Source organism: Streptosporangium sp. H16 (assembly GCF_051918855.1).
Classification (GTDB): Bacteria; Actinomycetota; Actinomycetes; order Streptosporangiales; family Streptosporangiaceae; genus Streptosporangium.
The window spans coordinates 415,828-433,109 of record NZ_JBPXMD010000002.1; the positions used below are offsets into that span (position 1 = coordinate 415,828).

General features: G+C 64.1%; 10 protein-coding genes. 3 read left to right on the forward strand and 7 right to left on the reverse strand.

The window, feature by feature from the left end; all coding sequences use genetic code 11:
- Window positions 1–35: 35 nt before the first annotated feature.
- Window positions 36–2,039: a GmrSD restriction endonuclease domain-containing protein gene (locus ACTOQ2_RS04880; protein ID WP_440098480.1), complete on the reverse strand. Its 2,004-nt coding sequence runs from the start codon at window positions 2,037–2,039 to the stop codon at window positions 36–38.
- A 598-nt stretch (window positions 2,040–2,637) separates the two neighbouring features.
- Here ACTOQ2_RS04880 and ACTOQ2_RS04885 point away from each other — a divergent pair.
- Window positions 2,638–3,447, forward strand: coding sequence for a hypothetical protein (locus tag ACTOQ2_RS04885; RefSeq protein ID WP_440098481.1), 810 nt, complete (start codon window positions 2,638–2,640; stop codon window positions 3,445–3,447).
- An 82-nt stretch (window positions 3,448–3,529) separates the two neighbouring features.
- On the opposite strand, the gene ACTOQ2_RS04890 is transcribed toward ACTOQ2_RS04885, so the two are convergent.
- From ACTOQ2_RS04890 to ACTOQ2_RS04900, 3 genes are read right to left on the reverse strand one after another with little or no spacing between them, the layout of a single operon-like run.
- Window positions 3,530–4,072 carry an NUDIX hydrolase gene (locus ACTOQ2_RS04890; RefSeq protein WP_440098483.1) on the reverse strand — a complete coding sequence of 181 codons (543 nt, stop codon included), beginning with the start codon at window positions 4,070–4,072 and terminating at the stop codon, window positions 3,530–3,532.
- A gap of 5 nt (window positions 4,073–4,077) precedes the next feature.
- Complete coding sequence (locus tag ACTOQ2_RS04895) at window positions 4,078–5,199, reverse strand: NAD-binding protein (RefSeq protein ID WP_440098484.1); 1,122 nt, start codon at window positions 5,197–5,199, stop codon at window positions 4,078–4,080.
- Window positions 5,200–5,210: 11 nt separating this feature from the next.
- The gene (locus tag ACTOQ2_RS04900; RefSeq protein ID WP_440098485.1) at window positions 5,211–5,684 is read right to left on the reverse strand and encodes an ATP-binding protein; all 474 of its coding nucleotides are present in this window, start codon (window positions 5,682–5,684) and stop codon (window positions 5,211–5,213) included.
- A gap of 416 nt (window positions 5,685–6,100) precedes the next feature.
- Here ACTOQ2_RS04900 and ACTOQ2_RS04905 point away from each other — a divergent pair, with 416 nt between their 5' ends.
- Window positions 6,101–6,928, forward strand: coding sequence for a helix-turn-helix domain-containing protein (locus ACTOQ2_RS04905; protein ID WP_440098487.1), 828 nt, complete (start codon window positions 6,101–6,103; stop codon window positions 6,926–6,928).
- 14 nt (window positions 6,929–6,942) lie between these two features.
- On the forward strand, window positions 6,943–7,158 hold the full coding sequence (locus ACTOQ2_RS04910; RefSeq protein ID WP_440098488.1) for a DUF397 domain-containing protein: 216 nt from the start codon (window positions 6,943–6,945) through the stop codon (window positions 7,156–7,158).
- A gap of 142 nt (window positions 7,159–7,300) precedes the next feature.
- Here ACTOQ2_RS04910 and ACTOQ2_RS04915 read toward each other — a convergent pair whose 3' ends face one another.
- From ACTOQ2_RS04915 to ACTOQ2_RS04925, 3 genes are read right to left on the reverse strand one after another with little or no spacing between them, the layout of a single operon-like run.
- A complete protein-coding gene (locus ACTOQ2_RS04915) occupies window positions 7,301–10,684 on the reverse strand; it encodes a Swt1 family HEPN domain-containing protein (RefSeq protein WP_440098489.1) in 3,384 nt (1,127 codons plus the stop codon).
- A 4-nt stretch (window positions 10,685–10,688) separates the two neighbouring features.
- On the reverse strand, window positions 10,689–13,481 hold the full coding sequence (locus ACTOQ2_RS04920; protein WP_440098491.1) for a DUF1156 domain-containing protein: 2,793 nt from the start codon (window positions 13,479–13,481) through the stop codon (window positions 10,689–10,691).
- Complete coding sequence (locus tag ACTOQ2_RS04925; protein WP_440098492.1) at window positions 13,478–17,023, reverse strand: helicase-related protein; 3,546 nt, start codon at window positions 17,021–17,023, stop codon at window positions 13,478–13,480. The genes ACTOQ2_RS04920 and ACTOQ2_RS04925 overlap by 4 nt, the downstream gene beginning before the upstream one ends.
- Between the last annotated feature and the right edge of the window lie 259 nt (window positions 17,024–17,282).

A 17,282-nucleotide genomic window follows, 5' to 3' on the forward strand; every position in this document is an offset into this window, starting at 1 on the left:
TGACAACGGCGTTCGGAATAGCGAGGTGCAGATAGTTATTCGATGCTTGTAACCGGGAAAAGGGTCGGCTCCCCTTGCCAGGAAGTCTCGGTGACCTGGGGAAGCTGAGAGAGCGGCAGCGCGTCGTCCTTTTCTCGCTCGACCATCTGGTGCCACTCCTCCAGGGTTCCCGAGACCGTGAATGGTCCGATCGTCACGTTCACCGAATCTCCTTCCACTTGAAGGGGGCAGGTCTCACCGGCGATCACCAGGTCGCTGTCCAGCCCGCCGTCGGCGGCGCCGAGCGCCGACACCAAGTCGTTCAGGCCGAAGGCGCCGGTCCAGGCCGAGCTGTCCCGCTGGGCGACGGCCACGATCCGGCTCTCGTCCCACGTGCTCTGGTAGAGGACGAACTCCAGGGAGCTACCGGTGAGCGGATCGGCGGCAGCCGGCGCCTCGTCCATCCAGGCGGGCCGGAACCGGTCTAGCAGCTCGGTCATGGCTCCGGCCAGCCGTCGACGGCGGGCCACCAGGAACTCCCGGTAAGCACCGGCGTCACGCAGCGCCTCGTCGTAGGGGACGAAGTGCGCTGCCAGCTCGGCCTCGGTGAGCAGGGAGAACTTGGCATCGGCGAAGTACTCGCGCGGGGAACGGTCGCTGATCTTCCGGTTGGCCTTGGCGGAGATGAACGCCAGGTTGGCCAGGTCGTTGATCTCGGTCTTGGTGTATTTCGCGGAATGGTTCTTCAACGTCGCCTGTGGGTGGATGTGGTGGTACTCCAGCTTCTGAGCGCCCTCGGCGACGGCACTGATCTGCGTGCCGTGCCACCAGTCGGTGGCGCCCGCCTCCTTGGCCACCAGGTAGCTCAGGAAGAAGTAGGGGCTGCCGACCGTGCGCCCGGCCAGCGCCTGAGGAGCCACCTCCACCTGGGTGCCCACGATGCCGAGATTGGTGAGCAGCCGTCTGACCGGATCGGGCTCGCGGGTCACCGGGATGTCCTGGCTGAGCCGGGTGTCGGTGGAGGTGCTGTAGCGGTTGCGGATGGTCGCGACGAGGAACCAGTAGAGCAGCCCCTTGGTCGTCTCGGCGTCCAGTGACTCGTCGGACCGCTCCCCCAGCAGCACGATCAGCGGGAGCAGAACCACGCGCGAGGGCAGCAGGCCGCTGCTGGAGATCTTCAGGTTCTCCTTGAGCAGCGGAACGAGGTGACGCAGCCCTCTCTGCACGGTGGCCCAGCCTTGCTCAAGCTCATCGTCGGTCGCCGCGATCAGTCGGCTGTGCGACCAGGTGGACAGGCCCCGGCCCAGGACCGTGCCGGTGAGGGCACGGGTGAGGAAGGTGGCGTCCAGGTCGCCGAAGTCCTGCTTGGCCCAGTGTCTGGCCTCGTTCTCGAGCTTCTCCACGATTCCGGGCCAGCGGGCGGAGAGGGTAGCCAGCGCGAGGTCGCTGGTCTTGAGCGGCCGCCCGCTGTTGACCCGCACGAAGATCTGGGCGATCTCCTCGTACGGGAACTCGGTCAGGACCTCCATATGGAATCTGCGGTCCCGGATCAGGGCCAGGCGGCTGACCCGCTCTCCGATCAGGTCCGGGTCCATCTCGGGCAGCGCGGCGCTCATCCGGACAATGATCGGAAACTGCTTGGCGCCCGGCCGGAGCACGTCGGCGACCTTCATCCAGCGGGGGTCCTTCGCCGTCGCGGCGCTCTGGTTCTGGAACACCTCGGTCTCGACGTTGAACACGATCTGGGCCTCGGGGTGATCGCTGATCACCCGGTGCAGGGAGGTGAGTCGCTGCTGGCCGTCGAGCAGAAACAGCGGCGGGACCGCGGGCTGGGCACCGTTGCCCTCGCTGATCGCGATGGGGCGGGTCTCCGGCATGTCGTCGGTCCGCCACAGCAGCAGCGAGCCGGACGGATATCCCCGGTAGAGCGATTCGACCAGCTTCGCCACCTGCGTGGGTTTCCAGACGTAGCCGCGCTGAATCTCCGGGAGCATGATCTCTCTTCGAGAGATCTTCCCGACCAGCGTCTGGATGTCGTTCTCCAACTTCTCGACCGGCATGTGGCGACCTCAGGGATAGGTGCGGCAAAGGAACTGGTCGATCACTTTAACCTCCCGTTCCGACAGTTTGAAATTTCACTTTCATCATCGCCGCCAGGGGCAGCCACATATCGGACCAACCGAAAATAGCACTCTTCGTTAACAAATAACCGGCTTTCGGCCTTGCCCCGCTGGACACGCAAGGTCCATCCATCGAGAGCGGCGAGGGTCGCGTGACCGCTTCGTACTGATTCATGGTGAAACCTTTTGTACGGCTGCACTCCCGCTGGCTCGGAGGAATGCCCGGAATATGGCTATGCGCCCGCCATCTGAACCAGCATCAATTCGGACAGATCCCCTGAAAGGCGCCATCCTGTGTACCTCGCTTCCGTCCACTCGGGACGGCGGACATTGAGGTACCCATCAGCGCCGACAGCGGGTCCGCATCAACGTCTGTTGATCCGGCAAAAAACATCATCGGTCGCAAGTACAGTCGGAGCACGGCTCCCGACGCACCGATCGTGCTCGCCGATCGGCGGCGTGTGCACGGCTTGGGCGAGCCTGAAGATCAGCTCCATTCAAGTCGCTGTCATGCATGCCCGCAGGCTGAAGGTGGCAAATGGCTAGCATTGAATACGACGAATACGACGCTGTTGTCAGAGTTCCAAAGGGAGCTAAACTCCCAAAATCTAAAAAGACCGCTGGTGCTCATCGTGGACCCACGCGCGACCCTGACACCAACAAGTCGGTACATCCCGAGTTCTTCTTGAACGGCGAGAACAAGGAAAATGCACCAACGGCGTCTCCGCCGGTTTTTGTCAACGTCGATGAATGTAATTCGGATTCCCGAGCACGGGAGCGCTCAGAACTTGACGCGCTGCTCGTCGCAGTGGTTCTTCTTGTTGCCATAGAGGCTGCACAGCAGGCTGCGCCGCACCTCAAGAGATGGTGGAACGATCAAGCACTTCCGTTCATGAAGTCGACGCGGAACAGGCTTGCGCGAACTCGTAAGACTGACAACCAGGCCGATCCGACCGAGTCGACCATCTTGATCGGACCCGCACCCGCAAAGGCCCCGCAAGAAGTGATTGCCGCACTCGAACAGTATCGAGCAAACATGAGCAGCTCGGAAGCGCGGGAACGTTTTATCTCTGCCCTGCTGGCCAGGCTGTTCAGTGAAGAGCAGATGAGAGTCCTGCGCAATGCCCGGATCGAGAATGAGAACGTTCCTTTGGAGTTGAGCGCGATGGAAGCGCTCACACCTCAGCAAGTTGGGGACAGCATCAAGTTGATGCTTGAGAAGCATCCTTCGTTGCTCGACGAAGAGACATTGACCGAATTCTGGAAGGTCCTCGCGAGAAACCAAGCCGACAGCGAGCATGTTCCATTGAGAAACGAAGAGATCCAAGGAGGCACCACGCCCGACTGAGCCCTTTCCAACCCAACTGGCCGGCCGGGCACCTCAACGCCACTGCCGACCGCCTTTGAGGGGGCAGATCCAGCGGAAGGGCTCAGCGAAGTGCCTGGATGACACGTTGTCTCAGAGTGCGGTCGCCGATGCTGTCGGGCTCGTGCCAGGCGGCGGCGGTGACCTCTTCGGTCTGGAGCGGGCCGATCGCGCTGGTGGTGTGGAGGAGGAACCGGAAGTCGATGTGCCGGTGGTCCGGCTCGCCCTTGGCCGGGTTGGCGGGAATGGGGTGGATGTCGATGTGGAGGGGACGGTCACCGGCCGGGGTGACGACGGCGGCGGGGATGCCGGTCTCCTCGGCGAGCTCACGCAGGGCCGCGTCCAGCAGGGTGGTGTCGGATACCTCCAGGTGACCGCCGGGCAGCAGCCAGCTGTCCAGGACGAGGTGGCGGATGTGCAGGATCCGCCCGTCGGGGTCGGCGAGGATCGCGGCGGCGGTCGCGTGGCCGCGGAATTCACCGCGGGTGGTGATGTCCACACCGTTGTCCAGCAGTTCCAGGGCCGGGGCGAGGCTCTGCTTGTCCTCGGGGTACACGTCAAGGTAGTCGCCGATGACACTGCGGATGTGGTCTGCCGTGATGGCCAAGTCGATCACCTGTTGAAGTAGGAGAGCCAGATCGCCGCGACAGCGGCGCGGTCGGCCGCGGAGACCTCATGCATACCGGGTGCGAGGTCTCCACGGGTGAGCATCCCGATTCCGGCGAGTATCTCGGCCTGGACCAGGAAGATGAACGGCCCAACGCTCGCACCGTGCAAAAAGTTGACAGCGTTTCCGCCGTTGGCCAGGTAGAAGTAGTGGCCGGTCGTCTGATAGCGGGTGATGTGGTCACCGACCATTGTGCGGGTGTAGACGTCCGGCAGTCCGCCGAGTTCCAACTCGTCCTCGCTGCTGGTGACGGTGGCGACGTAGGCGCCGTTGCGCAGGTGGGGGAAGTCCTCGCCGTGCAGGGAGAGGGCACCGGTCGCGCAGAGCACGAGTCCGGCTCCGGTCAGGGCGCTGTGACGGTCGCGGGCGACGGCGAACCCCTGGGACAGCGCCTGGGTACGGCGGACGGGGTCGATGTCGAAGACGGTGACCTGGACCCCCTTGGCGTGCAGCAGCCGGGCGATCGAGCTGCCGAGCTTGCCAAAACCGATCACCAGCGCCGGACGGCCGTGCAGGATGTCACCCCGGCCGCGCATCACGGCCTCGGTCGAGAAGACCACGGACTGGCCGACGAGGAAGTCCTCGGGGTCCTTCAGCGGTGATCGGGCGACCGAGATCACCGGACAGGGCAGCGGGTCGAGATCCTGGTAGCGGCGGTGGCCGTTCTCGGTGTCCTCGATCACCCCGAGAAGCCGACCGGAGAAGCGCCCGTGCACCTCGGCCAGGGATGGGGCGAAGTAACCGCCGACGTCCAGCAGCGCGATCGGCTCGGTGGCGGCCCGGGACTCGAAGTAGTCCAGGGCCGTGCCGGGGTCGGCGAACAGCTCACGGGAAAGCGCGTCGACCGGGACGGCCTGCTCGGCCTCATGCCGCGCGGCGGGGTCGATCGACTTGGGCTTGGGCAGCACCGCCCGCAGGCGGCTCATCGCCGCGACCGCGCGGACGAAACAGGGTCGTTCGGGCAGAAGATGAGTGACCAGGAAGGACGTGATCCGCTCCTCGGGAACGAACCGAGCCGCGACCTTGGCGAAGTACGCGTCCAGCCGGGCACGTTCGAAGGCTTCCAAACTGTTCCCTCTCATCGATGCGGGTGGGTGGTGCCTGCCTGCTCCTCGGGAGGTGGCGGTGGGGCCGCCAGGGTGCACCAGACGATCTTGCCGCCGGGGGTGGGGCGGTAGTAGCCCCACTCGGTGGCGAGGAGGTCGACGAGATGAAGACCTCGGCCGCTCTCGTCGTCGGGGCCGGGGTCGCGCAGTACGGGCGGGGTGCGGGCGGCGTCCCAGACGCGGAGCACCACCGTCTCGCCGACCAGGTAGAGGTCCATCCAGATGTGGTCAGGGCCGAGGTGGGTCGCCTCCACGTCGGCGGGGCACGAGGTGTGCGCCTTGACGGCGTTGGAGACCAGCTCAGAGACGACGAGCTGGGCCGTCTCGACCAGGTCGTCCCGCCGCCAGCCCTCCAGCACCCGCCGGACGTGCACGCGGGCGTAGTAGGGCGAGGTCGGGAAGACGGAGAGTTCCAGATAGTGCTCCGTGGTGGTTACACCGGTCATTTCACCCGCTCCTGGTCAGTACATCGGGCGTAGGACCGGCACCGTTCGCAGACGGGGGACGCCGCTCACCCCACGGGGGACGGGGGCACGGTGCCGGTCCTACGGGAAGCACGGCCGGGGAGCGTCGCAGATGCGTCGCCGGTCGTACCGCTGAGGCCGGACGGACACCCGGTACGGGGGTGGGCCGCCTCGGGAGGGAAGATCGTCTGCCCGGCCGTCTGGGGAAATCGTGCGTTTCGCCTTCCAGCGATGACCTCGCCTGGAAAGCTAACTCTCAGAGCATGAGTCATCACACTAGGTGAACGCAAGGGCTACATTTGTATCTCATACATGATCCAGATACGCCCTAAAAGCGAGAGAGGTAAGGAATGGGCGGAAACGCGTCCACGCCATCCAGCAAACGCCAACCCCCTACGGTGCGATTGCGCCGCCTGGCATCCGAGCTACGCCGCCTCCGTCAAGCCGCCGGACTCTCCCAGGAGGACGTCGCGGAGAAAACCAAAGTCAACATCGTCACGCTCTACCGAATCGAGACCGCCCAGGCCAAGCCACAACTCAGGACACTCATAGCTCTACTCGACATCTACGGCGTCACCGGCGACACCCACGCCGACCTGCTGTCCTTGCAGAAGGAGGCCAAGCAGCGCGGCTGGCTGAACGACCTCGAAGCGAACCTTCTCGGCCAGTACAGTGCCTACATCGGCCTGGAGTCCGAGGCTCGGCAGGCCATCAACTACGAGTCGCTGTTCGTCCCCGGCCTGCTCCAGACCGAGGACTATGCGCGAGCGGTGATCCGCGGTGTACGGCCAACCGCCCCCGACGACGAAAACGAGAACCGCGTTACTGCACGGATGCAGCGGCAACTTCTCCTGGAGGGCGACAAACCGCTCCGCCTGTGGGCGATCCTGGACCAAGCCGCTCTGTGCCGGAAGGTCGGTAGCGATGCGGTCATGCGCGATCAGCTCGCACACCTCATCCAGCAAGCCCCGCGCCCACACATCACCGTCCAGGTCATCCCGTTCTCTGCCGGTGCCCATCCGGGAATGCCCGGCAGCTTCATCGTCCTGAAGTTCGGCCCAGACGACCCCGACGTGATCCACATCGACAGTATGGCCGGCGACCTGTTTCTTGAGAAAGAAACAGATATTCGGAGGTATAACCAGATGTGTGAGTATCTCCGCGCGATAGCGCTCAGCCCTGCTGATACGGCTGCGCTACTCACGTCTCTACACAGAGATCACTAGCGGAAGGAACCGAGATGCAGCCAGATCTATCCGGTGCACACTGGCGCAAGAGCAGCCTCAGCGGCGACGGCCCGAGCTGCGTCGAGATGGCCTTCGTCGGCAACGACGTCGCCGTCCGCGACACTAAGAACCGCAATGGCGGAACGCTCCTGTTCCGCCGCGACGAGTGGAGCACCTTCATCGCAGGCATCAAGAACGGTCACTTCGACGGCCTGCCTGATCGCTCCTGAGGAACAGGGTCGTTTTCCAGCAGGCGCGGTGTCGAGTCACGCGCGAGATGTGCTTCCCGGAAAAACGACTTCGAAGTGAGGTCGCAGCCGAGATCGGGCCACCGTCACCACCTGGCGACGGCGGCCCGGACGGAGACTCGGATCAGCTGTCCTCGAAACTGAACTGGTCGAACTTCAAAACGCGGGCGTTCTCCGAGACGATGCGGACCTTGTCCTCGGGGAAGCCGTCCGGCTTGCGGGCGGTGATCTCGATGCTGAGTTCCAGCTCCGCTCCCTCCACCGCGGCCAGGTGCTGGATAACCTCTTGGACCATCTTGGTGAAGCTCTTCTGGTAGAACTCCGGGTCGAGTGTGGCGCTCCCGTAGAACCTGACGTTTTTAGGACCGGGCGGCGGGGTCTTCCCTCCCGGCTGCGGAACGACGACCGTCACTCCATCCGGACCGGTGCCCGCGCCGGAGATACTTGAGCCTCCATCAACCACCCCCCCGCCGGCCGCTGCCGCCGCAGCATCGGCCTTCGCCTTAGCTTCGACATCGGCATTGTGCTGGGACAGAGCGAGGTCGGGCCGGACCAGGAGCGTGCCGTCAGTGATCTGTCCGAACCGGCTGTTCGGTGGCAGGGCCAGTCCCTCGAAACGCTGGCCGTCGTAGCCCGTGGCGAGGGCGAACCCGGTACGTTCCCAGTCCATCTCGTCGGGCCCGGCGGCGATCCCGCCGTCCAGCACCTCACGGTCTCGGAGCCTCGGCAGGTAGGGATAGCGGCAGTAGTAGTCCCACAGCTCCTTGACCGAGATGTAGCCCCGCCCCCAGACGCTGGCCAGTTCCCGGTCCAGGTTGCCCCGGATCACCGACGCGGCCTGGACCACCCGGAGCGCATCGATCTGGCGCAGCTTGGCGCTGACCCGCTCGGCCAGCCGGTCCTTGCCGCCGTCTGCCTTTTCTGCTTCCCAAGTGATATGGCCTCCGGGCGACTGCATAGGGACGAACGCCCAGTAGTAGGTCGCACGGATCCTCAGCTCGACGGCCTCGTCGGCGTTTTTGAGCCGGGTCGTAACCTGCTTCAACTGCTGTTTGGTGAAGTTCAGCTCTTCCTCTCGTCCCTCGATGTGTTTCCAGGCGAGATACTCTCGAACAGCCTCCTCCAGTTCCTCCATTCGCTTGGCGTCGCCAGCAAGAAAGACGAGCATGTTGCGGTTGATCCGCTGCGCACTGCTCTTCCTGTCAAGGATCTGCTGGGCGAGAACTTGGGCCGAGGAACCGCTGTCATTCTTGGCATGGACGACGTTTGGATGCAAGATCACCAGGCGTGCATCACCGTTATCGGGCACCTCACTGCTGTCGTCGGTCACGTGGACTGCAGAGAAGTCCCCTCGCGACTTGAGCTCCTTGCGCCGCAGCCGCGTGACGATCTCCAGCCAGACGTCCTCCTTGTGCAGCCGCTCGGCGTAGTCCTTGGCCGTACGGGTCACCGATGCCTGAGTGTCGTACCAGTAGCGGGCGCCATCTACGTATACAAAGGTGGCCCGGTCGGTGAGCATGTGCAGCGCGGAGCCGAAGTTGCCGACGACGTCACCGGGGATGGCCACCCCGAGCCGAATGTTCTGCTGCTCGATGCCCTTGTGCGGCTTGGTCAGCGTCGGTGCGGAACCGAAAAAGAGTGTCCTTGCCAGTCGGCGGGTGAGCGCCCGCTTGCCGAAGACGGTCCGCTCCTTGTCAATCTGGACCGGCGTGGCCGTCTCGCTGTCGACGTCGGTCTCGATAATGGTCTTCCAGTTGTCCTGGAGATACTGCGTCAGCTCGCTGACCACGGCCGGATGGTTGAGCGGCAGCGAGCCCGGCATGATCAGCGGTCCGGCGTCCTGGGTCTGCCAAAGCTGCTGGATGACGGTACTCATCAGCCGGAGCACACCTCGGGTGCGCTGAAAACGATCCAGCGTCGACCAGTCCTCATAGAGCCGATCGAAGAGCTCCGGATGGATCGGATAGGCGTCGATGATCCGCTTCTCGTAGGAGACCTCGGAGCACTCGCGCGGGAACTCGCCCTTGTGGTCGTTGTAGAACTTCCAGAACTGCTTAGCGATGGCCGCGATCTCGGCCTTCGCCTGGGCATCAGGCTCCTCGAAGAGGCGACGGCGGACGATCTCGAAGGACTCGTGTGCCCGCGCGGGCTGCCACTGTTGCGCCACCCGGCGAATCACGTTCTGCAACCGCTCCAGCGCGGCTTGACCGTTGACTCCACCGACCTCCAGTGCACTGCCCATGATCCCCTCTTCCGCCTCCTTGTGACTGGAAGCAGGAATAGAGACGACTAGCAACGCGCCCGGCACGGCCTTGACCGCCTCGGTGATGGTTTGCGCGAACGTGAACTGGGTGTCGAACGTCCCGGCGGGCAGGTCGTCACGGCCGTAGAGCTGTCGGCCGTAGGCGACCCATTCATCGATCAGGATCAGGCACGGCGAGTAGGCGGAGATGAGCTGCCGTAAGGCATCCCCGGGGTTGGTTCGCGCCTCGTCGGCCTCACGGACAATCTCATATGCCTTGCGCCCGCCGAGTTGCCAGGCCAGCTCACCCCAGAGGGTGTGAGTGTGCACACCATCCTCATGGAGCTTTCCTGCCTTCGGATCGATGTGGTTCCCGACCAGCGCCGCCCGCTGAACCTGGCTGCCGATCGCGCTGGTGTCCGCGTCCTTGACCAGATCAACGACCTCCTGCGGGAAGTCGTGCAGCGGCTTCCCGGAGAAGATGTGCCACAGGGCCAGCATCGAGTGGGTCTTGCCGCCGCCGAAGTTGGTCTGCAGATTCCAGACCGGAGTAGCATTGGCGTCCTTACCGACTCTAGCGACCGCCCGCTGCAGCAGGTCCTTCAGGCCTTCGGTGAGGTAGGTACGGCGAAAGAACTGCACCGGGTCGGAATATTCCTGACTAGTGCTCTCCCCGATGGAGACCATGTGCAGGTCGGCGGCGAACTCGGCGGCGTCCAACTTGCCCACCTGTACGTCCGCGTGTGGGGTGATGATGTCTCGCCAGGGCTTGAGCCCGTTGGCCTCGATGCTGGGCATGGAGGCCACCGACTGGGCAGCCTTGCGGGTTGCACTGTCATAGAGGCTCCGCTGCTGGTCCAACCGGAGCCTACGCACCTCGTCGGCCCGGTCCATAGCACCAACCGCAGTCAGCAACCGCTCCATGGTGTCGAGCGCGCGGTGGGTGTCGTCACCGGAGAACGGCTTGGTGTGCGCCCACTTGTTGCCGACCTCGCGCAGCTCGCTGGCGAAGCCACTCTCCACCTTGGAGAGTCGCTCTTTGAACACCTTCCACTCACCGGTCAAAACGACCAACAGGAATCGCACATCGGTCTTGTCGTAGATCTTGTTCGCGCCGTGCTGATTCGCGTCCCGCGCTTCGAGAACCTTCACCCAGTCCTTGCCGGGAGGCATGGCCATGCTCATCATCATGTCGACGAACGGTTCCAGCCCGGCTCCGAGGAGTTCGAGACCTCGGCCGATCCTGTCCCTGTTACTCAGCGCCATGTCGTCAGTCCTCTTCGGGGGTGAAGTCGAGCATTCCTTGCGCACTCACGGTTGGTACGACGCTGCGCGACGCGCTCTCGATCTCCCGCCAGGAGGAGCCGAGCGCGTTGAAGAGCAACGCGGTCTTGGCCCAATTACGACGCTCGCAAATCGAGAAGAGCAGGTAGGAGAGTTCCTTGGCGGTGTCGAGGTCGATCCTGACCTTTGCGATGGCCATCAACTGCCCTGCTGCATCAATGCCCTGTTCATCCAGACGCTTGGCCAGGTGCATCACGACCTCCCAGACCGAGATCCGATCATCTGCGTAAGGGTCGTATTCAGCCGGTAGCTCTTTTGGGCTAAGAAGCTGAACTTTGTTCGCGTGTGAACTTAGGACTCCGGACCGAGCAAGGCCATCGACGGACGTATTCATAGCTTTGGATAAAGTTTCGGCGCTTCCGTAAATTCCAATATCGAAGCCATAGCTCTCGAACCATTTGATACAGAAACGGGTGTCAGCGTCGAAATCGCCCTCTTGCTCGGAGAGCACCTCGTCGAGCATCTGGTTAATCAGAATGAGCGCCGCGCGGACCCGCATTGGAGATCCGTCCGCCTCAGCTACCTGTGCATATCGGGAGAAAACCGCCATCCCGGGCCCAATAGCCGCCTGCGCTAGGTCGACCGGCGCAATCCCTCCCTGCTGTAGATCACGGAGCGCATCTGGAAGTTCGACTTTGAGCGCATTGATAAATCCTCGGCGGTCGGTAGTACTTGCACTCTGGAGCCTGGGCCGGCATGCCAACACCACCGAAGAAGCCAGGGCATTGGTACCAACACCCAACATTCTGTTAGCTAATTCGGTACGGATCGGCCACGTTGCGGTGACAGCCCACCCTGATCGAATCATCCCCTCGAGCAAGGTTTCCCATCCAGTAGATGCCTCACCACGCTCGTCGGTTTCAGACTGTTTGAACGCATAAAAAACAGTCATTGGATAGTCGGCCAGCATGCCTTGCCTAATATGTGCGAAAACCTGCTGGAAACCATCTTCAAAAAAACGATTCGCTGCCTCTGCACCGCCCTGCCGATAAGGATTAGCGATGAGCTCATCCGCTTTAGGGGTCAGCAACGTTCCAAGCAGGTCAGGAAATATAAACCCTATCGAGCGCCGCAACCAGACATAGAAAAAATCCGATAGATCCGCGTAGGCTATATTGTCATAATACGGCGGGTCAGTGGACACCAGAACGCTTCGATAGCCGCGCTCGGCAGCATCAAGCTGCAGCACCTGGCCCGCCGCCCCATTGCCTAAGTTTTCCAATGTTCGACTAATCCACAAGAAGCTTTCGGCAATATTACCAGACGATTTCCCCCATGGGTTGCTTTCCGCAAAATCCCAAGACATTGGAATCGCTTGACGAGCAAAGACTCCACGGACTTGCTCTTTGCTTGGACTAGCATCCCAGCTGCCAACATTAGAGTGACGATCCATAATGCGAGTGACAGCTAAGCCAAGATAAGTAGAAACCGAGTCAGCATAAGCTTCGGCGCCAACACCTCCTCCAGCTAGAGGATTACCCGGACGGAATCCAGCGGCAGATGCGTCGACAAGAACTCTTTTCCGCACTTCAATGACAAGATCACTAAATGTGGTGAAAGTGACAAGTTGACGATCGGTAAATAGCTTATCGAAGGTGTCTAGGCCGTAATTTACACACCAGATATTTCTGGGATCCTCAGCCAAGGCAGCGTTTGGGACCTCATCAGGGCGATCAACCATGGCGGCCTGATGGTGCTCTTCATTAGGGGAAAGATAGTATCGCATCCGTGGCCCCTCTGCAGCGATAGCCATCAGTTGCGCTCCCATGCGCCTGGCCTTGCCTTCGCTCTGGATATATCCGGAGCCCACCGGCGAACTACAAATTAGACAGATAGCCTTTCCCTTTTTAATGGTACCATCTTGAGGCTTACCCTTGGGGCCGCGAATTTCAAAACGAACCTGTTTGCCCTCAATAATTGGCTCGACGTAGCACTCTTTTCCTTTCTTCTTACCGAGCCAGAAAGAGCGCACCAATGGCATGGTGCCGCCACACGCGGGGTTGGGGCAGGTGACCGTGCGCGCCCAGATCCAGGCGATGACGTTGGCTTCTGTACCGTCCGCCAGCTTGGCCTTGGGATAGAGGTGGCCAATACGCTTCTCCGCCTCGTCCCTCATCCACTTTCCGTAGCGGCGTACATCTTCAGCGAGACCGGTTGCGCCAGACCAATCACCCATGCGGGATTCGGCAGCCCCCGGGAACACCGGAGGTCGCCCCGCCCACTTCGGTGGGATTTCAATCAACGCCTTGTTGATGAGCACCGGAACCGGATTCAGGTCAGAGGCGTGCGCTTCCAGCCCAAGCCTCTGCGCCTCCAGCGGAATCGACCCCCCGCCCGCGAACGGGTCAAGGATTGGCGGCGGGTTGCCGTCGCAGGACTTCCAGATCTCGGCCTTGGCCTCCGCGTACAGGGCCTTGTCGTTGATGTTGTCCCAGTCGACCAGCCGCTCGATGATGTTGAAGAGGCGCTTACGCTCCAGCGTCCGCTCCTCCTCAGTACGGAACTTGTCCGGGTGCGCGGATGGGTCGTCCACGAGCTGGGCGAAGAGCACCGCTCGGCAGGCCGCCAGCGGACGACGCGCCCACCACAGGTGCAGGGTCGACGGGTGGCCGTGCCGGATCGACTTCTCCCGGGCCGACTGCTTGTTGATCTCCTCCAGCGGGAGGGCTACCTCGATCAGCTTGCGCCGGTATCCCTCAGAACCCGTACCAGTGCTCATACCGGTGCTCCTCCTCGTGCCCATTCCTTGTTCCAGTCGCCACCGAGGTCGGTGGCGACGAAGTCGCCGAAGTCCACGTCCCTGAACGGGTCGACGAGGTAGCGGACCTCGTCGTGCGCCGGGCCGTCCGGGTGCACGCTCACCAGGGCGAGCCGGAAGGACCGGCCCGCGTTCTTGCCGGTCAGCACCTCGGTCCGGGTGACGTGGAAGTCCTTCGCCCCGGCGATCCGGCCCTTGACCTCGAGGAAGACCCAGTGGTCGTCCACCGTCCGGGAGCGGATGTCGTAGCCGGGGTTGTTGTGCGCCATCTCCTCGGGCAGTCGGCCGAGTTTGCGTTCCTCGTCCAGCACTCGGTTCACCGCGCGCCGCTCCACCTCGGCCGTCTCCCGCGTGTACGCCGTCGCCGGGTCGGTGCGGAGCCCAGCCAGCCGGTCGAGCAGGCCCTGCGGGACGACCAGCGCGCCGCCCGCCACCTGCGGAGGCCGGACCTGGAGCAGCTCACCCCGGTCGAGCTGCTCCATCCGGCGGCGGAGCCGAGCCTCCAGGTCTCTGGCCCGCCGGGCGGCGGTCTCCGGACGGATCTTGAGCTTCTTGCCGGTCAGCTCGGCGTCCAGCAGGTCGGCGTGCCGGGTGTCCCAGTAGTTGATCTCTTGAAGGAGTCGCTGCCGTACCAGGCCGCGGGTGCGGACGGTCTCCGCCGCCAGCCTCGCCCTGAGTTCGTCGACGAACGAGGCCAGGCCGTTCTCGACGGCCCAGCCGACGGCGAGGTCCTCCACCCCGCTCGCCAGCCAGCCCTCCTCCAGCACTCCGGCCACCAGGTGCCGCTCCTCCGCCGAGGCGGGCGCGTAGTCGAGGTAGGGGGCGGCACCGGCCGTACGGGCGGTGGAGGAGCCGATCTCCACGAAGTCGAAGCGCTTGCTGACGATCCGGTCGTGGCCGTCGGCGACCTCCTGGGAGACGGCGGCCAGCAGATGCGGCTCTTCCCCCGCGTCGCGGCGGTCGACCAGCAGCGCACCCTGCTTGAGCTGCGTGCCGTACCGCTCGACGACCAGTGAGACCACCGCGTCGAGCAGCGGGTGGCCGGGCGCGAGCAGGTCGGCGCGGGGACGGCCCGCAGGCCTGACCAGCTCACAGGCGAAGGTGACCCGCTCATAGCGGCGCAGCACCGGGACGCCCACCCTGATCTGCCGGTCGTGCGTCAGCAGGTCGCCGGGAACGTGCTTGATCTCGTAGCGGCCGGACTCGCGCTCGGCGACGCGCCCGCCGAGCAGCTTGAAGGCGGCGAGGAAGAACGCCCTCACGTAGTGCGGCTGCAGTCGCCGGGCCTGGGCCTCCTCCATCCGCAGTCGCCACTCGGCGACGTCGGTCTCACCCAGCCGCTGGTGAGCCAGCGCGCGCTCGGCCATCAGCCGGTCGAGGCCCTCGCCGACCGAGGCGTCGATGACCTGGTTGAGCCGGTCGCGGACCTCCGGCCTGTCCCCGTACTGGATGGCCTCCATCAGGAGCTTGCGCAGCGGCTCCTCCTGGAACGCCTCGCCCAGGACGTCGAAGACCTTGCCCTTGTAGGCGCGGCGCTGCTCCTCGATCTTCTCCAGCAGGCGGTAGAAGACGTCGCCCTCGCGGGTGCCGATGGCGACGAGGTTCCACAGGTGGCAGACCTCGGTCTGACCGATGCGGTGGATCCGGCCGAAGCGCTGCTCGATCCGGTTGGGATTCCACGGCAGGTCGTAGTTGACCATGAGGTGGGCCCGCTGGAGGTTCAGCCCCTCACCCGCAGCGTCGGTGGCGACCAGGATCCGGCACTCCGGGTCCTGGGTGAACAGCTCCTTGACCCGGCGGCGCTGGTCGCGGGAGACACCGCCGTGGATGACGACCACGGCCTCCTCCCGGCCGATCAGGCCGCGGATCCGCTCGGCGAGGTACTCGAGGGTGTCCTTGTGCTCGGTGAACACGATGAGCTTGCGGGGGGTGCCGTCGCTGTCGCGGATCAGGGTGTTGCCCTGCAGCAGCTCGGACAGCTCGCTCCACTTCCGGTCGGTGCCGGAGTTGCGCACCCGGCGGGCCAGCTCGACCAGGTCGACGAGGAGGCCGAGCTCCTTGTCGAGTTCGGCGATCGTCTGCGCGGTGGTCGCGGCGTCAACGACGTCGTCCTCCAGCTCCTCGACCTCGGTGCTGGACAGGTCGTCGAGGTCGGCGTCGAGGGCCTCGGGAGCCTTGCCCAGCAGGCCCGCGAGCCGGTCCTTGAGCCGGCCCTCCATCGGGCTCGTCCCGGCGGCCAGCTCCTGGCGAAGTCGGCCGAGTCGCTTGTGGCGGCGTTCCAGGGAACGGAGAATCGCCTCCGGGCTGGAGGCGAGGCGGCGCTGCAGCACGGTGAGCGCGAAGCCAACGGTGTTGCCGCGCCGGCCCTCGCCCCGGGCGGCGAGCTGCTGGGCCCGGCCCATCTGCTCACGGACGTAGTCGGTGACGACCCCGTACAGCTCGTCCTCGGCCTCCGACAGCTCGTACGGGACGGTGTAGGCGCGGCGCTCAGGGAAGAGCGGCTTGCCCTCGAAGGTGAGCAGGTCCTCCTTGACCATGCGGCGCATCAGGCCGTCGGTGTCGGCGGAGCTGAGGCCCTCGCGGTATTTGCCCTCGAAGCGGTCGGAGTCGAGCAGGCCCATGAAGAGCTGGAAATCGGCCTCGCTGCCGGCGTGCGGGGTCGCGGTCATCAGCAGCAGGTGGCGGGCGTGCCCGCCGAGCAGCTCGCCGAGCTGGTAGCGCCTGGTCTTCTTCAGCTCATCGCCGAAGTAGCGGGCGGACATCCGGTGGGCCTCGTCGACCACGACGAGGTCCCAGTCGCTGCGGGCGAGCTGGGCCTGCAGCTCCTCGCTGCGGGAGAGCTGGTCCATCCGGGCGATGAGCAGCGGCTGGCTGTCGAAGACGCTCGCGTCGAGCTGGGCGTCGATGAGCTGGCGGGTGAGCTGCTCGAACCGGAGGCCGAACTTCTCCAGCAGCTCTTCCTGCCACTGCTCGACCAGACCGCCCGGCGCGACGATCATGCATCGTTCCACATCACCTCGGAGCATCAGCTCCTTGATGTAGAGACCGGCCATGATGGTCTTCCCCGCGCCGGGGTCGTCGGCGAGGACGAAGCGGAGCGGGGTGCGGTCGAGCAGCTCGCCGTAGACCGCCTGGATCTGGTGCGGCAGCGGCTCCAGGTCGCTGGTGGTCACCGCGAGCATCGGGTCGAACCGGGCCGCCATCCGGATGCGGAGCGCCTCGGCAGCGAGCTTGAACAGCGCGCCGTCACCGTCGAACCCGTAGGCGGCGGACGCCCTGCGCAGGGCGAGCCGGGCTTCGTCGTCCCGGTAGAGGAGTTGCTCGGTCACCTGGCCGGTGCCGGTCTTGTAGGTGAGGTTGACCGCGCCCGAGCCGTACCACTTGACCGCGACGACGGTGACGTCCCCGTTCGGTGTCACCCCGCCGACGACGGCGCCGGGGGTGAGCTCCTCCAGCCTGGCCCCCGTCATCGCGAGGTCCCGCGAACAGGACGGGGTAGACATCTCACAGCGCTTACAACCCTTTCGGTCTGTCCATAAATGAATAAGTGGCCGAAATATGCTTTCGAGGCTTTAGTCCGACCAGGCGGACTTCGGGACGACCCTCGACGGACCGCAACCGCCAATCCCGATTACTGTTGACACGAGTTCACAAATCGGACAAAGTCAACAAAGGCGACCATGGCCCACAAACAGGGTGTACGGTTTTCCCATTGCCATGGACGGCAATAGAATTTTCCAAGCTCAAGTAAAACGTACACAC